Origin of the sequence: Coprococcus sp. AM11-30B, assembly GCF_027674365.1 — a bacterium.
Classification (GTDB): domain Bacteria; phylum Bacillota; class Clostridia; order Lachnospirales; family Lachnospiraceae; genus Allocoprococcus; species Allocoprococcus comes.
Genome location: NZ_JAQDVB010000018.1, coordinates 1 through 24,668, shown reverse-complemented (window position 1 = coordinate 24,668; position 24,668 = coordinate 1). Strand labels below are relative to the sequence as shown.

The following is a 24,668-nucleotide window of genomic DNA, read 5'->3' as shown; positions in this document are numbered from 1 at the left end:
TCTTTACTTCATATTCTGTATTGTAAGATAATTAATCTGTTTCATCTGTTTGATATCGTCTTTATTGAAGGTAAGCAGATTCATCAGCTTTTCTTTATTCACGATCTCTTTTTCTGAAATTACTGCTTTAAAGGTAATCGGAAGCATCGTATAATTCGACAGCCCCGATACCAGTGCAAGCTGCTGCCCGGGATTTACCAGATTATTAACACAGGAAATCATGATATGCTCCGACTTTAATGCCTGATTATGCAGCATATAGGTTCCGATAAAGCCTTCTTTCTCATATTCTCCTGTATAAAGTCCACTGCAATCTCCCGGTTCCCGAATCTCACTTACATCATTAAAAAGATGTACTTTATATCGATTCCCATTTCCTTCAACTACCTGCTGTTCGATCACACTTTTGATGATCACCTTCCCGATTGCATCATAGCTATACATATACAATTTTTCGATCTTCTCTGCATAACGGCATTCTTCCTCTTCTTTTGCAGTCTCATCCCCAATAATTGCCAGCGGAGATACTTTCAGGATCCGTGACAGCTCCACAAATGTCGACATATCCAATGAAATATCTCCTTTTTCGTATTTAGAAACTGTCGACACACTCTTATGTAACAGTACCGCCAGTTCTTTTAAGGTCATATTATACGCCATACGGTATTTTCTGATATTCTGACCTACTCTTTCATCTACATTCATACCAATTTTCTTTCCTTTAAATCAATTTTTTTATGACATGTGCATAAATTTTGTCGCATTTTCCCAAATTTGCATTTTGCAGCATGTTTTTTCTATTATTTCAATAATAACACGTTCATTTTTTTCCTGTCAATAAAACACACCTCTTTTGTCATTTTGGTTTAATCCGCATAAAATGAGGTTATCAAACACAACCAACTCATAAATTTATGTAACCAAAAATCAAGGAAGAAATGAAAGGGGATTACAAATGGAAGTTGAAGAAAGATTACTAAAATACATTTCCATCAAAACACCTTGTGACGAAAACAGTGATAAGGTTCCAACTACATCATGTCAGTTTAATCTTGCGAAAATCCTTGCCGATGAATTAAAAGATCTCGGACTTACCAAAGTGATTCTGGATGACAAGTGTTTTGTCTATGGAATTCTCCCGGCTACTCCCGGTTATGAGACCAGAAAAAAACTGGGATTTATTGCACACATGGATACCGTTCAGGAATTCTGCGAAGGAGAAATTCATCCTGTCTGTACACCAGATTATAATGGTGAAGATCTCGTCCTTGGAGACAGTGGAAGAATTCTTACCACAAAGGATTTCCCACATTTAAAAGCTTTAAAGGGACGTACCTTAATTACCTCTGACGGAAATACCATCCTCGGAGTAGACGACAAAGCCGGTATTGCAGAAATCATGCAGCTGCTGGAAATCCTGCAGACAGAGCAGATTCCTCATGGTCAGATCAGTGTAGCATTTACACCGGATGAAGAATGCGGAAGCGGTGCTGCTCATTTCGATTTTGAAGCTTTTGATGCTGAAGTTGCCTATACAATGGACGGAGATGGAGAAGGCGAGATCCAATACCAGAATTTCAATGCCTGTGAAGCAAAATTTGAAATCAACGGGAAGAATGTTCATCCCGGATCTGCAAAAAATGTCATGATCAATGCGGTTCTCATCGCAGCAGATATCAACAATATGCTTCCAAGATATGAGATTCCGAGATATACCGAAGAGTACGAAGGATTTTACCATCTTCTGAGTATTCACGGCGACGAAGGATATGCCATCGCTGAATATATTATCCGCGATCATGATACAGACAGCTTTGAGGCTCGAAAAAATACACTCCGCCATATCGAGAAAACCTTAAATGAGTTCTGGGGAGCGGGAACAGTTGCTTTGACTCTGACAGACGAATATAAGAATATGGAATGTATTATTAAAGAGCATATGTATCTGATCGATTACGCAAGACAGGCTTGTGCAAACGCAAATGTCCCGGAAGATATTTCTCCGATCAGAGGCGGCACAGATGGCTGCAAGCTGTCTTTCAAAGGACTTCCTTGTCCAAACCTTGGCACCGGAGGTCATGGCTATCACGGACCATTAGAGCATGTAACCATAGAAGGCATGGAAGCTGCTGTCCGTGTGATCGTAGAACTTGTAAAAATATTTGCAAACGAATAGAAAACAGAGGTACCGATTATGAAAAAGAAAAAAATCTCTTTCCCTTCTGCGCTTACCGTATTATTTATCGTCCTTATTTTTGCCGCTATTTTAACCGCAATCGTACCGGCAGGACTTTATTCCAAATTAACCTACAACGCAGATCATGATGTATTTGAAATCACTACACCGGATGGTGACGTTACAGAAATGGCTCCCACTCAGGAAACGCTGGATGAACTTGGTGTCACCGGTAATCTGAACAAATTTTTGGATGGAAGCATCAGCAAACCAATTGCCGTTCCGGGAACTTATCAAAAAGTAGAACAACAGCCACAGGGAGTATTCAAAATCCTTCTCGCTGCCATCAAAGGTGTATATGATACCATTGATATCATCCTCTTCGTATTCATTCTGGGCGGATGTATCGGTGTCCTGAATTATATGGGCGCATTCAATGCAGCAATTGCCGCTCTTTCCAAAGTCACAAAAGGGAAAGAATATATCCTGATTATTTTGATCACCATTATTATTGCGGCAGGTGGAACAACCTTTGGTCTTGCCGAAGAAACCATTGCTCTGTATCCGATCCTTGTTCCGGTATTCCTTGCGGCCGGATACGATGTTATGGTCTGTATCGCTGCCATTTATATGGGTTCTTCCATCGGAACCATGTTCCCTACCATTAACCCGTTTTCCGTAGGAAATGCATCAAACGCAGCCGGAATCAGCCTTGCTGACGGAATGGGAATCCGTGGTATCGCACTGGTGCTCGGAATTATCATCACCTTAATCTATATTCTTCGTTACGCAAAGAAGGTAAAGGATGATCCGTCTAAATCTATCTGCTATGACCAGTATGAATACCATTTACAGAAATACGGTCATCAGGGAGAGGTTCCGGAATTTACAGGTAAAATGAAACTTTCGCTCCTTGTATTCGGTGTATCCTTTGGTGTACTTGTATGGGGACTTGTCGCACAGGGATGGTGGTTTGATAATATGACCGCTCTCTTCCTTGCCTGCGCGGTCCTGCTCGCCTTTACCTCCGGCATCGGCGAGAAGAACTTTATGGATCAGTTTATCGGTGGTGCTGCCGATCTGATGAGTGTTGCCCTGGTTGTCGGTGTTGCCCGTGGTATCAATGTCATTCTGGAAGATGGTATGATTTCTGATACGATCCTTGAATTCTTCTCAAAAGCGATCAGCGGCATGAATCCGATCCTGTTCATCATCCTTATGATGCTGGTATTTATCGTACTTGGATTCTTCATTTCCTCTTCCTCCGGTCTTGCGGTTCTGTCCATTCCGATCATGGCACCGCTCGCCGACACCGTTGGGGTATCAAGATCCGTCATCGTTTCAGCATACGCATACGGTCTTGGACTGATTTCCTTCATCACACCGACCGGACTGATCCTTGCATCCCTTGCAATGGTTGATGTTACCTATGACAAATGGCTGAAATTTATCATGCCTCTTATGGGTATGACAACCGTATTCAGTGCGATCATGCTAATCATTCAATTATATGTATAAATACCTTATCCAGACAGGAGGAAGCCAGTTATGGATTTTGAAAAACAAATAAAAGCGGATCGGGAAAGTCTGATCCAGGATATCATAAAACTGGTATCGATCAACAGTGTGGAAGCAGCACCGGAGGCAGGAATGCCTTTCGGTGCAGGTCCTGCAAAGGCTCTCGATTGTTTTCTTGAAATAGCAAATTCAATGGGACTTACAGTTGAAAATTTTGACAACTACGCAGGACATGCCGATTATGGAGAACAGGATGAAATTCTGGGAATCCTTGGGCATGTAGATGTCGTTCCCTGCAGCGGAAACTGGATCTGTGATCCTTTCAAACCGGAAATCATAGACGGAAAGCTTTACGGGCGCGGTGTTCTTGACGACAAAGGTCCTCTTCTCGCCTGCCTGCACGCAGTAAAGATTCTGAAAGCAATGGGACTTCCTCTGCAAAAGAGAATTCGCTTCATCGTTGGCGCCAATGAAGAAACCGACTGGAAATGCATGGATTATTATTTCAATCAAAAGGAAATCCCTGCTCCACAGATGTCTTTTACACCGGATGCTGTATTTCCACTTATTTATGCCGAGAAGGGTGTCTTCCAATATCAACTTGTAACAGATATCACGGAAGAGCTTGTTCTATCCGGCGGAAACGCTTTTAATGCAGTTGCAGATCACGCATCTGTTCTGCTTCCCGAAGAAATGGAAGCTGTGATCCGTAAGAGTCTTCTCTCCTGGGAGACACAGACGAATTGCCATTTCCGACTGGACAGAATGGACTCGTCTCTTCGCCTGACTGCAGAAGGTGTTGCCGCACATGCCGCCCATCCTTCTACCGGAATCAATGCGATCAGCGGACTTATGAAAGCTGTTTCTGAATTACCACTTCAAAATGAGCTTTCCAGAATCGCTGCCTTCTATATGAAGTACATCGGTTTTGATCTGACCGGCAAAGGACTGGGAATTGATCTTTCCGATGAAATTTCCGGTAAATTAAGTTTTAATGTAGGAAAGGTCGAAGTACAGGATTATAAAGTCATCTTTTCTATTGACAATCGTGTTCCTGTCACTTACCGCTGCATGCAGGTACAGGAGCTTATCCAGAAGCATTTAAGCGGCTCCGGATTCCGTTTTGAAAATCCAAATGCCACAGAATCGATTCATATCCCAAAAGATTCTTTCCTTGTACAAGCATTGTTGGAATCCTACCGTACCGTTGTTGGCGATTCATCTGCTATGCCTCTGGTTGACGGAGCCTGCTCATATGCTCGCGCACTGGATAACTGTGTTGCTTTCGGAGCACTTTTACCGGATCAGCCGGATCTGATGCACCAGACCAATGAATATCTGGAACTTGACAAGCTTGATATCTGGATGAAGATTTATCTGGACGCCATTTACAGACTCGCAAAATAGAATTGGAATGAATAATGTAATGTATTTGTTAATATCTTACATTATTCATTCCTTTTTTTATTTAAGTTTTATACATTTTGTACATTTCTCAAATGACATTTCGTTAAATCCATGCTATAATTAAAAAAATGATAATTCATCTGTTAACGTACAAAATAAGGGGGGTCTTACATGAAAAAAATATCACGTCATGAACTGATGCAATATGGAACGGCTGTCATTTCGTTCCTGATTGTAATGACGTTCACACTTCTGATTTTTTTCTGGTTTGTACAACAGAGCGTTGATAAAAGTGTACAGAACGTTATCCAAAAAAACACACTGCAGCAAAAGGATCACCTGGAACTGGTTCTGGAAAAAGAATATGAATTCCTGGAGAGTCCTGCTGCATACTTCGGAACAACTTCCGATCTGTTCAGTAGCGATAATCTTCAGCTTCTTGCTGAACTGGCTTCTTCCAGCTCCTTTCACCGGCTTATGCTTTTTTCTACAGACGGTATCGGACACTCCAGCGATGGAAAGAATACCGATGCAAGTTCACGGGACTATTTTCAAAAGACATTGGAAGGCAGACGCGTCCTTAGTTCTCCTCTGTCAAGTAGCGTAGACAACGAAACCCTCGTTGTCCTCACAGTTCCTGTTTATGACAAAGATCAGAATATTATCGGTGTTTTTGGAGGTTCCATCGATGTCGCGAAACTGACTACCATGCTCTTTGAGGATCTGTATTCCGGTTCCGGCTACTCATTTATCACAGACTCGGACGGCAACATTATTTCCATTGAATCTACTCACAACGAAATCCGGGAGAACTTTTTTACTTCTTCCTCTGACTGGGTATTTCAGACCTCGGAAGATGGCGCTACCCTTCAGGAAGATTTTAAGCAAGGACACGCAAACTGCCGCAAGATTACAGCAGATTTATCACATGCACGCTATATTTCCTACCAGCCACTAAAGTACAACGACTGGATGCTCTGCTATATCGTTCCTGCTGTCGAAGCCCGTCAGCACTTTGCTTTTATCAACAACTTTGAAATCATTCTGTTCGCCTTTTTTATCTGCATTGTGCTGCTTCTGATCTTCGCACTCTGGAAGATCAACCAGAAGAATCAGACTTCGCTTCTTCGCCAGGCGCATACAGATGCTCTGACCGGACTTCTGAACAAAGTTTATGCAGAACACACGATTTCCGAATGGCTGCGCGAAAAAGATTTTGAAGATTTACAGGCTTTAATGATGATCGACATGGATTATTTCAAGCAGATCAATGATACTTATGGACATGCAACCGGTGACCAGGTACTGAAAATATTTGCCGGATTTCTGAAAGAACAGTTTCGGACAACCGATATCATCGGTCGTGTCGGTGGTGACGAATTTATGATCCTGATGAAAAATGTACGTCTGGATTACAGTATCCATCTGCATTTGCAAAAGCTCTATACAAATCTTCAAAATGTAGATATCCCGGAACTAAATGGCCGGAAACTTTCCTGCAGTATCGGCTGTGCTGTTGCTCCAACGGATGCTGAATCTTTCAGCCAGTTATACCGCCTTGCTGATCATGCTCTGTACACAGCTAAGCACAACGGACGTGGACGTTTTGTTATTTACCACGATATCAAGAACCAGCAGGAAACCGTTTTATCCTGATCAACGTCAGGAATTCTGGTACAGGTCAATATTCCTGTCATTTAATCTCAAAATTCCCGCCGGGCAGATCCTGTACCTGTCCGGCGGGAATTTCATTCTTCTTTATATCTCAGATATGCCCCGGCACATCCAGTCATTTTTAATCATCGTAAGTATCCAGGAAATTGTGTCTTACACCTTTTGCCTTGTAACCGACAACCGTATCCAGATTGACATTTTCCACACTCTTGAAAATATTGCCCTCCACAAACGGGTTCGTCTTCTTAAGCTCTGCAATCAGTTTTTTGATTTCCATACGCTTTGACTGATTTTCTTCATTGTTGCAGGTTGTACAGGTATCGGTAAACTTACATGCACACTGGATAAAATGCAGATCATTGTAATCTCTCCATGCCTTGATGTCATCCTCACGGATCAGATACATCGGGCGGATCAGTTCCATCCCTTCAAAATTTGTACTGTGAAGCTTCGGCATCATAGTCTGCACCTGTGCACTGTAGAGCATTCCCATCAGGATCGTCTCGATCACATCATCATAATGATGTCCCAGTGCGATTTTGTTGCAGCCCATCTGCTGTGCAAAATTATAAAGATATCCACGTCTCATCCTTGCACAGATATAACACGGTGATTTTTCGATCTCAAATACCGATTCAAAAATATTGGATTCAAAGATCTGGATCGGAATCTTCATCTTCCTTGCATTTTCTTCAATGACCTTCCGGTTCTCCGGACTGTATCCCGGATCCATCACCAGGAACTTTACTTCAAAGTTAAATTTGTTGTGACGCTTTAATTCCTGGAAAAGCTTTGCCATCAGCATTGAATCTTTTCCACCGGAAATGCATACTGCGATCCGGTCACCTTCTTTGACCAGTTCATATTCTCTGACAGCTTTTGTAAATTTGGACCAGATCTTCTTTTTGAACTTCTTGCGGATACTAAGCTCCACATGTTCACAGACATCATCTGCTTCCTTTTTCTTCATATCTGCCATCAGCCATCCTACATAACCGCCCTTCAGGCTGTATGCTTCATATCCCTGATCCTGCAGTTCTTCTGCGATATCCCTGCTGATCTGTCCTCTGCTGCAGCAGATAATGATCTTCTTTTCCTTATCTTCCGGCGGATTCTCCATCAGTGCATCTGCTGAGCTTGCCACTGAATTCGGCAGGATTCCATGGGCGCGCTCAATCTCGCCACGGATATCAAAAAGCTCGTAGGACTCTGCAGGAAGCGTTTCCATTTCCTCGATCGTAATATCTATACTCATTGATTTTCTCCTTGTAAAAAGAATGTATCCTGACACATAATCCTCTTTATTGAACAGAAAGTTCCATCTGGATTGTTGTCAAATAAAAAATACGCGTGTATCGGTACATATCATAGCATAATCTGTTCATCTGGTCAAAGGGAGATCCATCCGAAAATACCGGATTTCCGCTTATCGCACAGCATTTTCAACACTCCTGACTGCCGCAATTCCTTTCGGAAATGCAAGACTGACAAACAGTGAATAGTACCAGCTAAATCCGGCATTTTCCATCATAATCCCATATGCAATGCTTACGAAAATGTAGCTGCACATGATCGGAATGGATTTCAGAAAAGCATTTTTTCTGATCTGTGCCTTTGTCATAGTGTTTTCTCCTTAAAATTTTCTGTGCACATCGAAAAAGACGAAGGTTTCGAAAAACCTCCGTCCAAAATTCCTGTATGTATAATATTTATTTGCCCTGAACCGCTGCAAATCCACCTTCAAGATCTGCGATGATATCATCGATATGTTCTGTACCGATAGAAAGACGGATTGTGTTCGGTTTGATTCCCTGATCAAGCAGTTCTTCTTCTGTCAGCTGAGAATGTGTTGTTGTTGCCGGATGGATAACAAGGCTCTTAACATCCGCAACATTTGCAAGCAGTGAAAAGATCTTCAGGTTATCGATGAACTTGTGAGCTTCTTCCTGTCCGCCTTTGATCTCGAATGTGAAAATAGATGCTCCACCATTCGGGAAATATTTTTCATAAAGTGCATGATCCGGATGATTCGGCAGTGACGGATGGTTCACATGCTCTACCATTGGATGATTAGAGAGGTATTCTACTACTTTCTTTGTATTTTCTACATGACGGTCAATTCTAAGTGACAGTGTCTCTGTTCCCTGCAGCAGAAGGAATGCGTTAAATGGAGAAATTGTTGCTCCCATATCACGAAGAAGGATTGCACGGATGTAAGTTACAAATGCTGCCGGACCTGCTGCATCTACGAAAGATACTCCGTGGTAGCTTGGGTTTGCATCTGCGATTGCCGGGTATTTTCCACTTGCTTTCCAGTCAAATTTACCGGAATCTACGATGATTCCACCAAGAGTTGTTCCGTGTCCACCGATGAATTTGGTAGCAGAATGTACAACAATGTCTGCTCCGTGTTCGATCGGACGGATCAAATATGGTGTTCCGAATGTGTTGTCGATTACAAGCGGAAGTCCATGCTTGTGTGCAATTTCAGCGATTGCATCGATATCCGGGATATCACTGTTCGGATTACCAAGAGTTTCAAGATAGATGGCTCTTGTGTTATCCTGAATTGCATCTTCTACTTCTTTCAAGTTATGTGCATCTACAAATGTAGTTGTGATTCCGTAATGTGTCAGTGTGTGTTCAAGAAGGTTGAAGCTTCCACCGTAGATTGTCTTCTGCGCTACGATATGTCCGCCATCTGCTGCAAGTGCTTCGATGGTATATGTAATTGCAGCTGCTCCGGATGCTGTTGCAAGAGCTGCCACACCACCTTCAAGTGCTGCGATTCTCTTTTCAAATACGTCCTGTGTAGAGTTTGTCAGACGTCCGTAAATGTTACCTGCATCTGCGAGTCCGAATCTTGCTGCTGCATGTGCAGAGTTCTTAAATACATAAGATGTTGTCTGGTAAATCGGTACTGCTCTGGCATCAGATGCCGGATCTGGTTCTTCCTGTCCTACGTGAAGCTGAAGTGTTTCAAATTTATAATCGCTCATATTTTTCTACCTCTCTTTTCTACTGTCTGATGTATCGTGATCTCTATAGTGATCTTTCAAATTTGATAGTTGCATTATATCCACTTTTACCTACTTTGTCAATAGGTTAATAGGGAATTATTTTAAAAACATTTAATTTCAATATGTTTTATCTGTTTTTCTTCTATCAATATAAAAAAGACGCTTTTGGCGTCTTTTCTGTATAATAACATCCACTACTGCTCATCGGTGATCAGCCCGGCGATCAGTTCTGCTCCTGTCACAAGATCTTTGATTGTCGTATATTCATTTACCGAATGTGCCTGGTACATTCCATTTGACAGCACCAGTCCAGGAATCCCGTTCTTCGCAAAGCTGTTGTTGTCACTTCCGCCAAATGTCTCTACAAGATTTCCTGCAAGTCCCAGCTTTTTGCTTACTCTTTCAAACCGTTTTACCGGCACACTGTCTTTTGCTGTCTCATAAGCGATCAGATGAACTTCGCAGGTAAGTTCTGATTCAGCTCCATGTTTTTCAGCCACCTTTTTGAAGGTATTTCCCACTTCTTCTACACAATGAGTCGCTTTTTCATGAGAATAGCTCCGGATTTCTCCCTTTACAATACATTTTTCCGGAACAATGTTCGTTCCGCTCCCACCTTCGATCAATCCGATATTGCAGGTTGTCTCTTCATCCACATGTCCCTGACTGATCTGCGTGATCGCTTCGGATGCAATAGCGATCGCATGAACGCCGTGCTCCGGATCAAATCCGGCGTGGGATGCCTTCCCGGTTACTACCACCTGATAAGAAATCAGAGACGGTGCTTTATATGCCGCGCTTCCAACCGGTCCGCTGATATCCAGTACATAGGCTTCTTTTGCACGAACCTTTGAAAAATCAAATACGCTGCTGCCCTTGATATAAAGCTCTTCTGCAATTGCAAAAAGAATCTCGATATCCCGGTGTGGTACTCCCGCTTCTTTTACACTGCGGATTCCTTCCAGAATCTCCACAAGTCCTGCCACATCATCAGCTCCAAGAACTGCTTTTCCTGCGGAACGGATCACACCGTCTTCTCCGATGATCCCTTTCTTGCCTTTGGACGGCTCAACCGTATCCATATGGCCGGACAAAAGGACCGGATCTCCCGGAAGATCTCCCGGAAGATATGCATATAAGTTTCCGGCATTTCCTCCGAAATGTTCTCCGGCATTGTCTTCCTCTACTTCAAAACCAAGTTCTTTTAATTTCACGATCAGCCGGTCTGCCATCTGACGCTCCCCAAAGCTTGGTGCATCGATCGCAGTCAGTTCCTGAAATTCATCGACTGCCCGCTGTTCATTTACCTTTATTTTACTCATTTCTGCCACTTCCTTATCTGCACGGTCATATTCCATCTGCCGGCTATCTGTCCGCTAATACACCTTCGGTCACAGATATCTTCCGCTTTATACACAATTCTATTTGATTTATTTTAATACAGCTTCCAGATCTGCGATCAGATCCTCTGCTCCCTCAATTCCAACAGACAATCTCAGAATCCTGTCTGTAATTCCGTTCCGGTCAAGCTCTTCTTTGGAAAGATCCGCATGCGTCTGGGTGATCGGATAAGTGATCAGAGTCTCAGTTCCTCCTAGGCTTTCCGCAAACTGGATCAGTTTTACATTTTCCAGAATGTGATATGCTCTCTCTTTGGAATCTACTTCAAAGGTCAGGATCGAACCAAATCCTCTTGCCTGCTTTTTCATCAGTTCGTAACCCGGATGTGATTCAAGCCCCGGATAAAGCACCCTTGTCACATACTCCTGCTTCTCCAGAAAATGTGCGATCTTCAGTGCATTTTCCTGTGCCCTCTCCATACGGACTCCAAGCGTCTTGATCCCTCTGAGGATCAGCCAGCTGTCCATCGGTGCAAGGGTTGCTCCTGTCGTCTTGATGATAAAACGAAGCTGTTCCTGAATGTCCTCGCGGTTTGTTATCAGAAAACCTGCAAGTGTGTCATTATGTCCACCCAGATATTTTGTCCCGCTATGCACAACAATGTCAGCACCAAGCTTCAGCGGATTCTGGAAATATGGTGATAAAAAGGTATTGTCCACGATCAGAAGAAGTTCATGTTTTTTTGCTTTCTTTGAAAGTTCTTCCAGATCGGATACACGCATCATCGGATTGGTCGGTGTCTCTGCATAAATTGCTTTTGTGTTATCCTGAATATAATCCTCTACATCCACACTGCTTAAATCCACGCTGGTAAATGTCAGTCCATTTTTCACATTGATGCTGTGGAACAGACGGACGCTTCCTCCATAAAGATCCTCATCAATGATGATGTGATCGCCCGGTTTGAAAATCTCCATCAGAGCTGTGATTGCTGCCATTCCTGTCGAAAATGCCAGTGCATCGATCCCTTCTTCCAGCGATGCTACGATCTTCTCAAGATGTTCTCTCGTCGGATTCTGTAATCTGGAATAGTCATAACCACTTCCTCCGCCTACTCTGTCTCTTGCAAATGTTGCAGACTGATAGATTGGATAACTGATCGCCCCATATATTTCATCCTTATTATCGTCAGCCAGATGCTGACATCGTGTATCAATTCCGTACTTCATTCTTGTCTATCTCTCCTGTTTCTATAAATCAATGTTGCTATTTACTGTACAATATCTTTCTGCCAAAATCCAGTTTTCTTTTCATAAATTTACGCAAGTTCTTTCTCCGTCATCACACATTCAAACTCTCCGGAGCCGCTTACCTGTGAAAAATCTGCGGTATAGCCGAGCTTTTCATAGAATCCAAGTGCCGCTTTTCTGGAATTGATATAGATTTTTGTCACACCTTTTTCGCGCATCCAGTTTTCCGCCTCAATGATCCCTGCCTGTCCGTAATGTCTTCCCCTATAGGATTCCAGTGTTGCCACGCGCTCAATTTTTCCGGTATGTTCATCCAGATAATGCAGCCTGCAGGTGGATACCGGATAAATTCCGTCCATCACCAGAATATATTCATCTTCCGGTGTGTCATCTGAAAATTCTCCCTCAAGCGGGATCTTAAATCCCAGGCACATTGCCTGTGTCCGCACATAGTGTACGCCGGCTCTCTGCCATTCTTCTGTCACTCTGACTGCTTTCATCATTCATTCCCCGCTTTCTTTATTTTCCGGATAATTTTTCTCTTCCGTGTGGTGTCAGCCATAAGGATTCATCCGGTCCATTTGGCACGATTGCAAATTCATTGGACGGGCAGCAATCGATATGATAATGCTTCTTGATCGCCGCAAAATTCGTTGTGTCGCCAAATCCCGGTGTCTGATACAAATCTCTTGCATATGCCCACAGATTCGGATAATCGCGGAGAAGCTTTTTATTCAGACGAAATACCGGATAATATGCACAGTCAAATCGTACCAGTGTCACATAAAGACGCACATCAGATTCAGTCAGTCTGTCACCAAATAAGTATCTCTGGTTTGCAAGCCTTCTCTCATAATAGTTGTCACCAAAACGATAGCCTTCTTCCAGAAGAAATCCGGTATCTTCCATCCACTTCAGACTTTCTGCATTTCCATTGTAAATCGCCATGCCCGTCTTCTGTCTGCGGAATCCCATTTTTTCATACATGGATACCGTCTTCGGATGTGTATACAAAATAACATTACATCCCTTTACCTGTTCCAGAAGCGAATCAATGAGCTTTCGTCCCAGCTGCTGCCCCTGGTATCCTTCCAGAAGTGCCACATTGTAGATTGCAGCCTGACACACGCCATCGGAAATTGCCCTCGCACAGCCAACTACCTGGTCTCCATCGTAAATAAATGCCGTCGCATAGCTGTTCTTAAATATTTTTTCTTCTGTAGCGGCATCAAAATGACTCAGTCCAAAATGGTCTAAAATATCTGCCACTGCCTGATAATCTACATTTTCCTTGTCTGTCACCAGTCTGATACTCATTGCTTTCGCTCCCTTCTTTTATTCTGTTGGAAAAAATCGACTGATTCCTCAGCCGATTTTGTTTTTTCTCTTAAATTGAATAATCCGGTTCTTCCATCCGGTTGATCTTTGTAAAGAACTCTTTGACACGTTCGTTCTTTGGATTTCCAAACACTTCTCTCGGCGTTCCGTCTTCCAGGATCTTTCCTCCGTCCAGGAAGATCACTCTGGTTGCAACGTTTCGTACAAAGCTCATCTCATGGGACACCAGAAGCATTGTATATCCTTCATTTGCCGCTTTTTTGATCGTATCCAGAACTTCTCCGACAAGCTCCGGATCCAGTGCAGATGTCGGCTCATCCAGAAGCAAAAGCTTTGGCTCCATCGCAAGTGCTCTTGCGATTGCAACCCTCTGCTGCTGACCACCTGACATATGTCTCGGATAATGGTTTGCGTGATCCAGAAGACCTACATTTTTAAGCTGCTCTCTCGCAATCCTTTCTGCTTCCTCTTTTTTCATCTTCTTTACCACGATCAGCCCCTCCATTACATTCTGAAGTGCTGTCTTCTTTGAAAAAAGATTGAAATTCTGAAAAACCATGCCGGTCTTTTTCCGAAGCTCTGTCAAATCTTTGCCATGAATATGTGCAAGATCCTGTGTCTCACCGTCAATCGTTATGGTTCCGGTTTCCGGTTTTTCCAGTCTGTCCACACATCTTAAAAATGTGGATTTTCCTGTTCCAGAAGGTCCGATGATCGCTACGACATCTCCCTGATTGATGGTAAGGTCGATCCCATCAAGAACCTTATTATTTTTAAATGTTTTTGATATATTTTTGATTTCGATCATACCTTATTCCACCTCTGTATCTCTGATATCTAAAAGTGCCGGTGCATCTTCCGGTACCCGGAGCTTTTTCTCAAGATAGCTGATCACTCTCTCAAGTACGAAAGTAATTACCCAGTAAATAATTGCCAGTGAGATATACACTTCAAAGTAACGGTAATTTCTTCCCGCAAGAATCTTTCCTTCTGCGGTCATCTCCACTACGGAACAGACAAATGCAAGAGAAGTTCCTTTGATCAGTCCGATAAATGCATTTCCAAGGGATGGGAGTGCTACCACGATTGCCTCTGGAAGGATGATCCTTATCAATGCCTGGAAATAATTCATTCCTAAAGCGCTTGCTGCCTCAACCTGTCCTTTATCTACTGATTCAAGGGAGGCACGGATGATCTCTGCGTTAAATGCAGATTCATTGAGTGCCAGAGCAACGAATGCATATACGATTGGTGCGACTCCATTGACATTGTAGTTGGTTCCACATTTAAAGTTGATATATTTCAGGAGCATCGGAATACCGAAATAGGTCACATATAACTGAACCAGGATCGGCGTTCCGCGGATGACCGAGATATAGATACTTACCAGCTGTTTCAGTACCGGTACCTTTTTAATCTTCACAAGTGCAAGGAGCAGTCCCAGGATGAGACTGGCGATCATTGCCGTGACAGCCAGTTCCATTGTGACCGGAAGATATTTTAAAAGTAGCGGTATCTGTGTAAATACCAGTTTTCCATCAAATAATTTACCCATTAGTTAATCGTCTCCTCGAACTTATCATCCTCCGGTGCGGCATCCTGACCATACCATTTTTTACTGATCTCAGTCAGGGTTCCGTCTTCCTTCAGCTCCTTCAGTGCTTTGTCTACCTGTTCTCTTAAATCTTTCTGATCCTGTGGGAAAATATAATATGCATAAGAGTTTTCTGCAATCATTTTTGCTTCATCTTCCGGAATATCATTTTTCTGCACATCATAGTTAAATTCTTCCATGTAAGAGTTGTACATTGCCAGATCGATGATCGTAAAATCCTGCGATCCGTCTGCTACATGCTGTAAAAATACAGATGTATCTGCATCCGAGTAAGTAATATTGATCGCTTTATCCGGATTCTTTTCATTCCATGCTTCTACTGCATTGGATACGCTGATTCCTGTACCACCTTCAAAAGAAAGTCCTGCTGCATCTTCAAATGATTTGATCTCTTTTCCACCTTTCTTTGTTACGAATACATAGCTAATCTTGTCATATGGATAAGAGTAAAGATAACTTGCTCCACGGTCTTCGTTGTAAGAGAAGTTGTTAACTCCGATCTGATAATTTCCACTGTTCAGTCCGGAAAGTACAGATCCAAAATCAGTCACTTCATATTCCAGTTCATAATCCGGAAGTTTATCAAAAACTGCATTCAGTACATCCACATCGTATCCTGCCGGCTTGCCATCATCGCCTACATAGACATATGGTTTTGCGTTTGCTCCGGTTGCTGCTTTGATTACTGTCTTTCCACTGTCTGAAGAGCTGTCCTTTGAAGCGCTTCCTGAAGAAGATCCGCATCCTGTAGCCAGGACTCCTGCTGCCAGTGTAACTGCTAAAATGCTTGCCAACTTTTTCATAATATTTTTCCTCGTCTTTCGTCTGTTATTTTTCTGCTTTAAATTTGTGTGCCGGATCTTTACTGAGTGATTCTCTTCCTGTCGGTGTCTTCCAGATAGTATCCCAGTCTGTTTCCTGCACCACGATATCATAGTATGTATTTTCCCAATACTCTTCATCTGCTTCATTCAGATCGACAGATGCCGCAAAATCCTTAAAATATGTGTTATGTCTGAATGCCGGGATCTGATACAGATCTCTTGCATATCCCCACAGATTCGGGTAATCTACCAGACGGTGTTTGCAAGGTCCGATATTTCTTGAATAAGACACATCCAGTCTTGCGATGGTTGTATAAAGACGGATATCACTGTCTGTCACATAATCTCCGAATAAGAATCTCTTGTCTGCAAGTCTTTCCTCCATTGCATCAAGCCCTGCGAAAAATGTCTCATATCCATCGGCAAATGCCTGTAAGGATTCAGCGAACTGCGCTCGATAAACAGCGTTGTTTACATTTTCAAAGAGCCATTTGTTCAGCTTATCGATCTCCGGTCTTAATTCTTCCGGGTAAAGATCCGGCGCTCCCTTTTTGTGGAATGGTCTGAACGCTGTTTCCAGATGATTTGTAAGCCAGTGGTAATCATTATTTACCACTTTCTTTGTCTTATAATCTACAAATGCCGGAACGGTTGTACGTCCTGTGTATTCTTCATCCGCATTGTAGTAAAGCTCACTTAAGAACTGTGCGCCCGTTTCCGGATTGATATGATCCGGGGAATTTACAAATTCCCATCCAAGATTCTCTTCCCGGTCTGTCCAGTCTACGATCTCAACTTTCACTGCATCCTCAAGTCCGAGAAGCTCTCTTGCGATCGCTGCCCGATTGGACCAGTTGCATCCTTTTGCCCAGAAAAGAATATATCTGTCTTTTTCTACTGGATTTTTCCCTTCTCCAAAACCTTCCGTGAAGCGGTTGGGCTGACGATGGAAATTTCCATATTCATCAATTTCCTGTGCGGTTTCTCTCGGTCTTACTCTGATCTGTCTTCCATTTACATCTACATATTCAAAATCTGCCATAATTCGTTCCTCCTACTGTTCTTCTGCCTTAAATTTATTGCCCGGATCGCTGCTTAAATGTGCACGGTCATGCGGTGCACCCCAGTATGCATCAAAATTAATCTCATCCAGAAATCTTGCATTGAAAGATTCAAAAAATAATGCGCCGACCTTCTTGTTGTTTGGATTTGCGAAATCCTTAAAGTAGGTGTTATTTCTGAATGCCGGAATCTGATACAGGTCTCTTGCATATCCCCACAGATTCGGATAATCGATCAGGCGGTGTTTGGTATGTCCAAGCTGCCAGGTGTAACGAATATCCAGTCTCGCCAGCGTCACATACAGTCTCACATCACTGTCTGTCACATAATCTCCAAAGAGAAATCTCTGATTTTCCAGACGTTTTTCCAGAATATCCATTGCTGCATAAAAAGAATTATAGGCATCCCAGTAAGCTTCCTTTGATCTTGCAAAGGTTGCTTTATAAACTCCATTATTAATGTTATCAAAGAGCCAGTCATTCATCTCATCGATATCTTTTCTGAGTTCTTCCGGATAAAGATCCGGTGCTCCTTTTTTGTGGAACGGTTTAAAATCTACTTCAAAATAATTGGTAAGCCAGGTGTAATCGTTATTTACAACTTTTCCTGTCTTTGTATCGATCAAAGCCGTTACCGTTGTTCTTCCTGTGTAATCATCATCTGCTTTGTAATAAGCTTCACTTAAGAACTGGATTCCAAGGACCGGATCGATATGATCTTTGTCGTATACGAATTCCCATCCAAGATTCTTCTCATGCTTTGCATGATCAACCATGTTGACACTGATTGCATCTTCCAGTCCAAGAAGTTCTCTTACGATCGAAGCTCTGTTAGACCAGTGGCAAAGCTTTGCCCATACCAGATGGTATCTGCCTTTTTCTACCGGATTTTTGCCTTCTCCAAATCCTTCTGTAAAATGATTTGGCTGGCGGACAAAATATCCATTCTCATCTATCTCCGATACAACTTCCTGCGGACGTACACGGATCTTTCTTCCATTTACTACTTCATAATCAAATTCTTCCATTATTTCTTCCTCCGTTCATATTTATCAGTACTTGTTATTTTGTATAACCTTTATTTCCTATCAATTTAGTTGGTATAATACCATCTATTACCTACTAAGTCAATAGGTTATTTTATTTTTTTGTTTTTTCCTTGAAACACATATAACCCTACGGTATAATAGGTAAAAAGGCACCAGGGTTCATAAACTCTCTGGTGCTGCTATTGTACATATAAAAAAATGGGGGAAAACTAATTATGATTTCTACAAAAGGACGTTACGCACTCCGCGTGATGATTGATCTCGCCCAGCATAAGGACGAAGAATATGTTCCGCTTAACGAGATCGCAATCCGCCAGGAAATTTCCGAAAAATACCTGGAAATTGTCCTGAAAATTCTTGTAAAGAAGAAACTCTTAAAAGGACGCCGTGGCAAAGGGGGCGGATACCAGCTTACCAGGGAACCTTCTGAATACACTATCGGCGAGATTCTTGAACTTGCGGAAGGCAATCTTGCTACAGTCGCCTGCCTGGTTCCAGGTGCCGAGGTCTGCAGCCGTGAAGAACAGTGCATTACACTCCCTCTGTGGAAGAAATTTGATGGAATGGTACATGATTTCTTCTACGAGATTACATTGGAAGATGTGTTAAACGGAAATATTTAAGGAGATTTTTTATGAATACTTCGAATTTTGAATGGCCAGTTGATAAAAAGCCACTGTATTCCCTGCTTTCAATCCGCCTCCGCGGTCTGATTGACGGAATCCCTCACCAGATCTCAAATCTGGCAAATGCATCGGCCCTTCTCGGTGATGCGCTTCTGAACATCAACTGGGTTGGTTTTTATCTGATGAGAGAAGGCAGGCTCGTCCTTGGTCCTTTCCAGGGCAAACCTGCCTGTATTGAAATTGAAATCGGTAAAGGTGTCTGCGGAACCGCTGTGGCAAACGATCAGGTTATGCTGGTAAAGGATGTCCACCAGTTCCCGGGACATATCGCCTGCGACAGCGCCTCTAATTCCGAGATCGTGATTCCGCTTCATAAAGGAAATGAAATCGTTGGCGTTCTGGATATCGACAGCCCTGTTCTCGCCCGTTTTGATGAAGAAGATCAGGAAGGGCTGGAACACTTTGTCAGAATCCTGGAATCTATTTTTGACAGATAAGCTGTTCTTCCAGATAGCTTACGATCACCTCAGCTGCATATCCATGTGACTTTTCCCCCGGATGCCGGAGAGAACCCACTTTTTCCTCCGGCGTATCCGGGAGTTCTAAAAATCCATAAATCTTTTCATAGCGTGATGGCACATTATGATCCGGATTATTATCACATCCTGACAAAACTCCCCATCCTCTCTGCGAAACAGCCCGGAATTCTACTATTTTCCACACTTGACATTTTCCTTTTCTGCTTATACATTATTACATTAGCAAAACTATTTTTATTTGGAGAGATTAAGATGAATGAATTATTAAAAAAGATCCGCCTAAAAGATGCTTCTGCATTTACACATAGTGGAAAATTCCACGCAGATGATGTATTTTCCTCTGCATTGTTATTATATTTAAATCCGGAAATTACAATCCTTCGTGGTAATAAAGTACCCGAAGACTTTGACGGCATCATATTCGACATTGGGCGCGGCAGATATGACCATCACCAGAAAGACAGCCGCATCCGTGAAAATGGCATCCCTTACGCGGCATTCGGCCTTCTCTGGGAAGAACTTGGTACCGAAATCCTGGGGGAAGAGCTTGCTGCTAAGTTTGACGAAGCTTTTGTCCAGCCACTGGATAATAATGATAATACCGGTGAAAAAAATGAACTGGCTTCACTGATTGGAAGCTTCAATCCTTCCTGGGACGAAGATGGCGGAACCGATGAAGCCTTTTTCCGTGCAGTCAGTGTTGCCGGAATGATCCTTGACAATAAATTTGCCCGTTACCTTGGAAATGAACGTGCTGACAAGCGGATCGAAGAAATTCTCGAAGTACAAAATCCTGAAGCTGATTCCCGTATTCTGGTCCTTCCTGAATTCATTCCATGCCAGAAACGTCTTTCCGAAACAGATATCGCTTTCGTTATTTTTCCATCCAACCGCGGTGGTTACTGTATCCAGCCTCAGAAAAAAGAATATTCCCTGAATTATAAATGCAGTTTTCCATCTGAATGGCTCGGTCTGGAAAATGAAGAACTCCAGAAAGAAACCGGTCTTTCGAGTGCTTCTTTCTGTCACAAGGGCGGCTTTTTAATGACTACAGCTACTTTAGAAGATGCACGAAAAGCATGTCAGATCAGTCTGGATACCTTTACTGACGAGATTACCCTTGTAAATCTCAGTTCCGACACTTCTACAAACACACTTTTAATGAAGCTGCCAGAACTCACGCATGTAAAAATTATCCACAAACCTCTGCCTGATCTCCCTGCTTTAGATATCAATGGAATTTATGCTGAGGTAGAAATGGAAAAAACAGAGTGGAAAAAATATATCAAAGATCTGGTAAAAGATATGCTGAAAACGAAACCGGAAGCTGTCTATGTCGATGGAGATATGTTTTCTCTTTACCCGGTCGTGCATCAGCTTCGCAAAAAGCATATCCCGGTTCTTACTTCTGTTACAAAAGACGGTGAAAAACTTATTATCCGTATCCCATCCGGTTCCTGATTTTTTATTATCAGGAATTTGATGATCTGAAAGTGTCAAAAAGAATGTGCCATAACACATTCTTTTTGACAAATGAGAGCTTAATTATCCCAGTATAATTTTCGCTTTTTATCATCCAGTCCATCCACAAACCTTCTTTTAAATACAAGGAATTCTTCCAGATCCATCAGGATATGGTACAGCATCGCACGGCTCTCAAATTCCTCTCTGGTCTTTGGAAGTGGATTTTTTCTGATAATCGCAAAAAGTTCATGTAGTTCATCCAACTGAGCTGTCGGAACTGTATGTTCCTTCACACATACCAGCATATCAAACACATAACTCGAAATGATCATTGCCTCATCTGGCATATGCCTGATTTTCTTCATCTCATAATGTAAGTTATGGATCACGTTGCACTGCTTCATACGCATTTCAAAATAATCGATATAGTATCCCGGATGTGAGTGAAACGTATTATCCTGATATTCATAGGCATCCTGGATAAAGCCCTGAACCTCTTTTTCCAACGCACAGATATCATCCCATACATTTCTCTGCATTTCCTTATTCGCCAGATATGCCGAAATCTCTCCAAGTATCATCTGCAGACGCTCTTCCGTATATCGCATATTTTCGACCAACGCCTTGCGCTGACTTCCATAATCATAAAACAAGTTCAGGACCAGTGCCATCGTAATTCCGATCAATACCAGCATAAATTCATTTGCAATAAAATCAAATTCAAAATCTCTGACTTCCAGAAAATGCATTCCGATCAGTGCATTTACGGAAATCGTTGCTCCCCATCCAAGCATCTCTGCGATAATAACCACAAAAAACACATAAATACCATATGCCATCCATTCTGATTTTACTGCTGAGAATATAATAAGTGCCATAAGTACTGAAATTATAAATGTTACAACCCTCGCTACCGATAATTTGACAGTTTTCCACTTTGTAGTCACCATTGTAAGAAGTGCAACACTTCCTGCAGCCAGTGAATACTTCAGTCCACACAGATTGGCTATGTAAATCGCCAGACTGCTTCCTATCGCAATTTTTAGTGCCTGCATCCCAATCTTTTTACTTTTCATTGTTCCTCCTGAAATTTCATGCGTATCTCCCCACAAATTCTGTACACTTGATTTTGTATCCATATTTATGATGCCGAGAGCAGGATAACTATGTCAAATATTTTCTTACTTCTATCATACCTGCTCCACTCCAAAAATAATTTTGAATTGCATTTTCGATTTTTTCAATAAGCTCTGGATTATCTTCACCATCAACCATACCGTCAAAAATCATGAGTACTTTTTCGTTTTTCACATCATAATAGTATTGTGTATCATTAGCTGTGTTCCTTTTTTCGTCTGCCACTTTGATGCATACACAGTCATATATAATGCATTCGGAACCGACTGATCATAGCTGAACCATACACATCTATGTCATGCTCATATTGCAAATATCCAAAACAACCCCTGTAATCATTATTATACCGATTATCAGACTAATAAACCACCTTTTTTTATCTTTACTCTCCTATAATGGTCTCATAAATTTAGACACTTTTTCGGACGGATTATAATGAATCTGATATACTAAAATCAGTATGGAAGAAAGAATTTTTGAATAATGCAGCCGTTGTATTCGACGATAAGCGTGAAGAAAATCTCAAAGAAAAACTCGCCGAAGAATGAAAAGAAAAAGCTGCATATACTCTGTATTGGGAGAGACAAAATCGGACATGATTTTAGAAATTATTTTTTGAAGTGCAAAAAAACATAAAAAAGATGCCCGGATTTCTCCTGACACCATAGTGACTGAACCAATATTCATGAGCTTTCATTTTATCATCTCCCCTTGTTTATTTAAATATGCAACTTTTGATGAAATATACAACTTGAAGTTAGCGATTTCTTTTTCCGGTATTCTCTGTCCCACGGATTTCCTCATGATAGAAATAATCTACGATCACCGGATGTCCCTGCGGGACTCTGCCATAAGGCATTTCATTATCCACAAAGGCACAATCATACTTCTTAGCCATTTTCTCAGCTTTTACTTCAAGTGCTTCAAAGTAGCTGCGGTTATGCTTGTTATAGATCTCGTCGTAAAGTGGTACAAGATCAGGATATTTTCCGGCGATATAATCCATAATTGTCTTTTTGAAACCGCCTCGAAGATTGAGATTTTCGAGCCAGAACAGATCGCACTGATCCTTTACCCGCTCAAAGATTGCTTCAAAATCCGTGATACCGGGGAATACCGGGGATACGAAACAGACTGTACGGATACCTGCTTCATATACCTGCTTCATAGCAGAGATACGGTGCTCAATGCTCGAAGCAGAATCCATATCGTTCTTGAAATTTTCATCTAGTGTGTTAATCGACCATGAAACGGTTACATGTCCAAGCTTCTTCAGCAGATCAATATCCCGTACCACAAGATCCGACTTTGTGCAGATCAGAATATCTGCGTCACTGCCGATCAGCTGTTCCAGAAGTTTTCTGGTATTCCCGAATTGCTCCTCCTGTGGATTGTAGCCATCTGTCACAGAACCGATGACCACCCGCTGTCCGGCATATTTCTTCGGATTTTTAATTTCCGGCCAATGCTTCACATCAAGGAAAGTACCCCATTCCTCCTTGTGCCCGGTAAAGCGCTTCATAAAAGAAGCATAGCAATACTTGCAGGCATGTGTACAGCCCACATAGGGATTGACCGAGTAACCGCCTACCGGCAGACTAGACTTAGTCATGATGTTCTTTGTTTCCACCTCACGAATGAGGATTCCATTTATTACTTCTGCCATGATTTCTGTACCTCTAACACTTTATTAAATTCTTCCGGCATTTCCTGAATCATATTTTCATCCCCTATGATAGGGACAAGGTCTTCCTTCATAAACACCGGAATGCCGAGCTTATGTGCCTGGTCCGTCAGAGACCATGCCCATTCCAGCTTCCATCCGGAGAGATCGCTCATGCCGGTAAGAAGAAAGTTCTGCGGACGTTTCTTTTCCATCATCTTGAGCTTACCCGGAAAGAATTCAGGGTCAGCGAAGTCATCAATCACATGCCAGCGTTTCACGTTGTTGCGGGCATAGCAATATGTACACCCCACTGTGCAGCCAATGACGATATTCATGTTCTGAATCTGATCTTTGATACAAATACTCATGACTTCTGCCACTCCTCAAGATTCTTTCTGATGCGGTCGAGACATTCCTCAAACCGGGTAATTTCTTCCTCTGAAAAACCTTTGTAGTAAATACTGCCCATCTCATCAGATACAGAATCGTACTCGCCCTTTAAGGCATGTGCTTTCTCAGTCAGAAACAGGAGTGTTTTCCTTTTGTCCGTTTCAGACTGAACACGGCTTATCAGCCCTTGATTTTCCATTCTTTCCAGCATCGTAGTAAGAGATGTTATCGCTAATCCGCATTTAGTCGAGAGTGACCTGATTGAAATACCATCCTTCTGCCACAGCACATAAAGAATACGCCCTTGGGCTCCATTAAACGCATCAATATTCTTTTCACTGAGAATCTTCTCGAAAATCCGGTCTCCAAGCTGTTTTATTTTGGTAACAAGAAATCCTCCATTCATTTCCATACAAAAGCTCCTATATAGTAGTTTATTAAAACATACTATATAGGAGCTTTATTGTCAACAGTTTATATGTCTTAATAGGTAAATTCCGTTTTTTCAATTCTCCAGTCGAGTAGACTAAGACCTCTCAATCTTAGCCCCTCACAGATCCGTACGTGCGGCTT

General features: G+C 42.2%; 26 protein-coding genes. 7 read left to right on the top strand and 19 right to left on the bottom strand.

Going from position 1 to position 24,668, the window contains the following annotated elements:
- Nucleotides 1-3: 3 nt before the first annotated feature.
- Nucleotides 4-705: a helix-turn-helix domain-containing protein gene (locus tag PGU50_RS12480; RefSeq protein ID WP_117557557.1), complete on the bottom strand. Its 702-nt coding sequence runs from the start codon at nucleotides 703-705 to the stop codon at nucleotides 4-6.
- A 250-nt stretch (nucleotides 706-955) separates the two neighbouring features.
- Here PGU50_RS12480 and pepT point away from each other — a divergent pair, with 250 nt between their 5' ends.
- The 4 genes from pepT to PGU50_RS12460 all read left to right on the top strand — a co-directional run bounded on the left by pepT (nucleotide 956) and on the right by PGU50_RS12460 (nucleotide 6,757).
- Nucleotides 956-2,176 (top strand): peptidase T, encoded by a 1,221-nt coding sequence (gene pepT / locus PGU50_RS12475; RefSeq protein WP_118198896.1) that lies wholly within the window; start codon nucleotides 956-958, stop codon nucleotides 2,174-2,176.
- Nucleotides 2,177-2,194: 18 nt separating this feature from the next.
- Nucleotides 2,195-3,694: a YfcC family protein gene (locus PGU50_RS12470; protein ID WP_118198897.1), complete on the top strand. Its 1,500-nt coding sequence runs from the start codon at nucleotides 2,195-2,197 to the stop codon at nucleotides 3,692-3,694.
- A gap of 30 nt (nucleotides 3,695-3,724) precedes the next feature.
- Nucleotides 3,725-5,101 carry a dipeptidase PepV gene (gene pepV / locus PGU50_RS12465; protein WP_173826120.1) on the top strand — a complete coding sequence of 459 codons (1,377 nt, stop codon included), beginning with the start codon at nucleotides 3,725-3,727 and terminating at the stop codon, nucleotides 5,099-5,101.
- 171 nt (nucleotides 5,102-5,272) lie between these two features.
- The gene (locus tag PGU50_RS12460; protein WP_117835100.1) at nucleotides 5,273-6,757 is read left to right on the top strand and encodes a sensor domain-containing diguanylate cyclase; all 1,485 of its coding nucleotides are present in this window, start codon (nucleotides 5,273-5,275) and stop codon (nucleotides 6,755-6,757) included.
- Between the two features lie 139 nt (nucleotides 6,758-6,896).
- Here the strand turns inward: PGU50_RS12460 and PGU50_RS12455 are convergent, their stop codons facing one another.
- The 12 genes from PGU50_RS12455 to PGU50_RS12400 form a co-directional block, all read right to left on the bottom strand.
- The gene (locus PGU50_RS12455; RefSeq protein WP_173826121.1) at nucleotides 6,897-8,030 is read right to left on the bottom strand and encodes an ATP-binding protein; all 1,134 of its coding nucleotides are present in this window, start codon (nucleotides 8,028-8,030) and stop codon (nucleotides 6,897-6,899) included.
- A 171-nt stretch (nucleotides 8,031-8,201) separates the two neighbouring features.
- On the bottom strand, nucleotides 8,202-8,396 hold the full coding sequence (locus tag PGU50_RS12450) for a hypothetical protein (RefSeq protein WP_270247118.1): 195 nt from the start codon (nucleotides 8,394-8,396) through the stop codon (nucleotides 8,202-8,204).
- Between the two features lie 88 nt (nucleotides 8,397-8,484).
- The gene (locus PGU50_RS12445) at nucleotides 8,485-9,774 is read right to left on the bottom strand and encodes an O-acetylhomoserine aminocarboxypropyltransferase/cysteine synthase family protein (protein ID WP_008369949.1); all 1,290 of its coding nucleotides are present in this window, start codon (nucleotides 9,772-9,774) and stop codon (nucleotides 8,485-8,487) included.
- 215 nt (nucleotides 9,775-9,989) lie between these two features.
- On the bottom strand, nucleotides 9,990-11,117 hold the full coding sequence (locus PGU50_RS12440; RefSeq protein WP_270247117.1) for a M20/M25/M40 family metallo-hydrolase: 1,128 nt from the start codon (nucleotides 11,115-11,117) through the stop codon (nucleotides 9,990-9,992).
- A gap of 108 nt (nucleotides 11,118-11,225) precedes the next feature.
- Nucleotides 11,226-12,365 carry a trans-sulfuration enzyme family protein gene (locus PGU50_RS12435; protein WP_117835103.1) on the bottom strand — a complete coding sequence of 380 codons (1,140 nt, stop codon included), beginning with the start codon at nucleotides 12,363-12,365 and terminating at the stop codon, nucleotides 11,226-11,228.
- Nucleotides 12,366-12,454: 89 nt separating this feature from the next.
- Nucleotides 12,455-12,889, bottom strand: coding sequence for a GNAT family N-acetyltransferase (locus PGU50_RS12430; RefSeq protein WP_172676616.1), 435 nt, complete (start codon nucleotides 12,887-12,889; stop codon nucleotides 12,455-12,457).
- A gap of 16 nt (nucleotides 12,890-12,905) precedes the next feature.
- On the bottom strand, nucleotides 12,906-13,703 hold the full coding sequence (locus PGU50_RS12425) for a GNAT family N-acetyltransferase (protein ID WP_243000017.1): 798 nt from the start codon (nucleotides 13,701-13,703) through the stop codon (nucleotides 12,906-12,908).
- A 70-nt stretch (nucleotides 13,704-13,773) separates the two neighbouring features.
- Nucleotides 13,774-14,532, bottom strand: a complete 759-nt coding sequence (locus PGU50_RS12420; RefSeq protein ID WP_055249387.1) for an amino acid ABC transporter ATP-binding protein — start codon at nucleotides 14,530-14,532, stop codon at nucleotides 13,774-13,776.
- A gap of 3 nt (nucleotides 14,533-14,535) precedes the next feature.
- Nucleotides 14,536-15,279, bottom strand: a complete 744-nt coding sequence (locus PGU50_RS12415; protein ID WP_008369937.1) for an amino acid ABC transporter permease — start codon at nucleotides 15,277-15,279, stop codon at nucleotides 14,536-14,538.
- Nucleotides 15,279-16,142 carry a transporter substrate-binding domain-containing protein gene (locus PGU50_RS12410; protein WP_117835104.1) on the bottom strand — a complete coding sequence of 288 codons (864 nt, stop codon included), beginning with the start codon at nucleotides 16,140-16,142 and terminating at the stop codon, nucleotides 15,279-15,281. The genes PGU50_RS12415 and PGU50_RS12410 overlap by 1 nt, the downstream gene beginning before the upstream one ends.
- A gap of 25 nt (nucleotides 16,143-16,167) precedes the next feature.
- Nucleotides 16,168-17,205 carry a glutathione S-transferase C-terminal domain-containing protein gene (locus PGU50_RS12405; RefSeq protein ID WP_008369934.1) on the bottom strand — a complete coding sequence of 346 codons (1,038 nt, stop codon included), beginning with the start codon at nucleotides 17,203-17,205 and terminating at the stop codon, nucleotides 16,168-16,170.
- A gap of 12 nt (nucleotides 17,206-17,217) precedes the next feature.
- Nucleotides 17,218-18,252: a glutathione S-transferase C-terminal domain-containing protein gene (locus PGU50_RS12400; protein WP_270247115.1), complete on the bottom strand. Its 1,035-nt coding sequence runs from the start codon at nucleotides 18,250-18,252 to the stop codon at nucleotides 17,218-17,220.
- 236 nt (nucleotides 18,253-18,488) lie between these two features.
- Here PGU50_RS12400 and PGU50_RS12395 point away from each other — a divergent pair, with 236 nt between their 5' ends.
- Nucleotides 18,489-18,896, top strand: a complete 408-nt coding sequence (locus PGU50_RS12395) for an RrF2 family transcriptional regulator (protein ID WP_055158591.1) — start codon at nucleotides 18,489-18,491, stop codon at nucleotides 18,894-18,896.
- Nucleotides 18,897-18,907: 11 nt separating this feature from the next.
- Nucleotides 18,908-19,396, top strand: coding sequence for a GAF domain-containing protein (locus PGU50_RS12390; RefSeq protein ID WP_055158593.1), 489 nt, complete (start codon nucleotides 18,908-18,910; stop codon nucleotides 19,394-19,396).
- Here PGU50_RS12390 and PGU50_RS12385 read toward each other — a convergent pair.
- Complete coding sequence (locus tag PGU50_RS12385) at nucleotides 19,380-19,622, bottom strand: hypothetical protein (protein ID WP_022220014.1); 243 nt, start codon at nucleotides 19,620-19,622, stop codon at nucleotides 19,380-19,382. The genes PGU50_RS12390 and PGU50_RS12385 overlap by 17 nt on opposite strands.
- A gap of 68 nt (nucleotides 19,623-19,690) precedes the next feature.
- On the opposite strand from PGU50_RS12385, the gene PGU50_RS12380 reads away from it, so the two are divergent.
- On the top strand, nucleotides 19,691-20,899 hold the full coding sequence (locus PGU50_RS12380; protein WP_270247114.1) for an MYG1 family protein: 1,209 nt from the start codon (nucleotides 19,691-19,693) through the stop codon (nucleotides 20,897-20,899).
- Between the two features lie 80 nt (nucleotides 20,900-20,979).
- Here PGU50_RS12380 and PGU50_RS12375 read toward each other — a convergent pair whose 3' ends face one another.
- The 5 genes from PGU50_RS12375 to PGU50_RS12355 form a co-directional block, all read right to left on the bottom strand.
- Complete coding sequence (locus tag PGU50_RS12375) at nucleotides 20,980-21,978, bottom strand: aromatic acid exporter family protein (protein WP_270247113.1); 999 nt, start codon at nucleotides 21,976-21,978, stop codon at nucleotides 20,980-20,982.
- A gap of 88 nt (nucleotides 21,979-22,066) precedes the next feature.
- Nucleotides 22,067-22,264, bottom strand: coding sequence for a hypothetical protein (locus PGU50_RS12370; protein ID WP_117557584.1), 198 nt, complete (start codon nucleotides 22,262-22,264; stop codon nucleotides 22,067-22,069).
- 532 nt (nucleotides 22,265-22,796) lie between these two features.
- Nucleotides 22,797-23,705 carry a radical SAM mobile pair protein B gene (locus PGU50_RS12365; RefSeq protein ID WP_270247111.1) on the bottom strand — a complete coding sequence of 303 codons (909 nt, stop codon included), beginning with the start codon at nucleotides 23,703-23,705 and terminating at the stop codon, nucleotides 22,797-22,799.
- The gene (locus PGU50_RS12360) at nucleotides 23,693-24,073 is read right to left on the bottom strand and encodes a hypothetical protein (protein WP_270247110.1); all 381 of its coding nucleotides are present in this window, start codon (nucleotides 24,071-24,073) and stop codon (nucleotides 23,693-23,695) included. The genes PGU50_RS12365 and PGU50_RS12360 overlap by 13 nt, the downstream gene beginning before the upstream one ends.
- The gene (locus PGU50_RS12355) at nucleotides 24,070-24,507 is read right to left on the bottom strand and encodes a radical SAM mobile pair system MarR family transcriptional regulator (RefSeq protein ID WP_004844961.1); all 438 of its coding nucleotides are present in this window, start codon (nucleotides 24,505-24,507) and stop codon (nucleotides 24,070-24,072) included. The genes PGU50_RS12360 and PGU50_RS12355 overlap by 4 nt, the downstream gene beginning before the upstream one ends.
- Nucleotides 24,508-24,668: the final 161 nt, after the last annotated feature.

Bases quoted from the DNA above. Each gene is read 5' to 3' on its own strand.
- PGU50_RS12480 (WP_117557557.1), bottom strand. From the start codon at position 705: ATGAATGTAGATGAAAGAGTAGGTCAGAATATCAGAAAATACCGTATG.
- pepT (WP_118198896.1), top strand. From the start codon at position 956: ATGGAAGTTGAAGAAAGATTACTAAAATACATTTCCATCAAAACACCT.
- PGU50_RS12470 (WP_118198897.1), top strand. From the start codon at position 2,195: ATGAAAAAGAAAAAAATCTCTTTCCCTTCTGCGCTTACCGTATTATTT.
- pepV (WP_173826120.1), top strand. From the start codon at position 3,725: ATGGATTTTGAAAAACAAATAAAAGCGGATCGGGAAAGTCTGATCCAG.
- PGU50_RS12460 (WP_117835100.1), top strand. From the start codon at position 5,273: ATGAAAAAAATATCACGTCATGAACTGATGCAATATGGAACGGCTGTC.
- PGU50_RS12455 (WP_173826121.1), bottom strand. From the start codon at position 8,030: ATGAGTATAGATATTACGATCGAGGAAATGGAAACGCTTCCTGCAGAG.
- PGU50_RS12450 (WP_270247118.1), bottom strand. From the start codon at position 8,396: ATGACAAAGGCACAGATCAGAAAAAATGCTTTTCTGAAATCCATTCCG.
- PGU50_RS12445 (WP_008369949.1), bottom strand. From the start codon at position 9,774: ATGAGCGATTATAAATTTGAAACACTTCAGCTTCACGTAGGACAGGAA.
- PGU50_RS12440 (WP_270247117.1), bottom strand. From the start codon at position 11,117: ATGAGTAAAATAAAGGTAAATGAACAGCGGGCAGTCGATGAATTTCAG.
- PGU50_RS12435 (WP_117835103.1), bottom strand. From the start codon at position 12,365: ATGAAGTACGGAATTGATACACGATGTCAGCATCTGGCTGACGATAAT.
- PGU50_RS12430 (WP_172676616.1), bottom strand. From the start codon at position 12,889: ATGATGAAAGCAGTCAGAGTGACAGAAGAATGGCAGAGAGCCGGCGTA.
- PGU50_RS12425 (WP_243000017.1), bottom strand. From the start codon at position 13,703: ATGAGTATCAGACTGGTGACAGACAAGGAAAATGTAGATTATCAGGCA.
- PGU50_RS12420 (WP_055249387.1), bottom strand. From the start codon at position 14,532: ATGATCGAAATCAAAAATATATCAAAAACATTTAAAAATAATAAGGTT.
- PGU50_RS12415 (WP_008369937.1), bottom strand. From the start codon at position 15,279: ATGGGTAAATTATTTGATGGAAAACTGGTATTTACACAGATACCGCTA.
- PGU50_RS12410 (WP_117835104.1), bottom strand. From the start codon at position 16,142: ATGAAAAAGTTGGCAAGCATTTTAGCAGTTACACTGGCAGCAGGAGTC.
- PGU50_RS12405 (WP_008369934.1), bottom strand. From the start codon at position 17,205: ATGGCAGATTTTGAATATGTAGATGTAAATGGAAGACAGATCAGAGTA.
- PGU50_RS12400 (WP_270247115.1), bottom strand. From the start codon at position 18,252: ATGGAAGAATTTGATTATGAAGTAGTAAATGGAAGAAAGATCCGTGTA.
- PGU50_RS12395 (WP_055158591.1), top strand. From the start codon at position 18,489: ATGATTTCTACAAAAGGACGTTACGCACTCCGCGTGATGATTGATCTC.
- PGU50_RS12390 (WP_055158593.1), top strand. From the start codon at position 18,908: ATGAATACTTCGAATTTTGAATGGCCAGTTGATAAAAAGCCACTGTAT.
- PGU50_RS12380 (WP_270247114.1), top strand. From the start codon at position 19,691: ATGAATGAATTATTAAAAAAGATCCGCCTAAAAGATGCTTCTGCATTT.
- PGU50_RS12375 (WP_270247113.1), bottom strand. From the start codon at position 21,978: ATGAAAAGTAAAAAGATTGGGATGCAGGCACTAAAAATTGCGATAGGA.
- PGU50_RS12365 (WP_270247111.1), bottom strand. From the start codon at position 23,705: ATGGCAGAAGTAATAAATGGAATCCTCATTCGTGAGGTGGAAACAAAG.
- PGU50_RS12360 (WP_270247110.1), bottom strand. From the start codon at position 24,073: ATGAGTATTTGTATCAAAGATCAGATTCAGAACATGAATATCGTCATT.
- PGU50_RS12355 (WP_004844961.1), bottom strand. From the start codon at position 24,507: ATGGAAATGAATGGAGGATTTCTTGTTACCAAAATAAAACAGCTTGGA.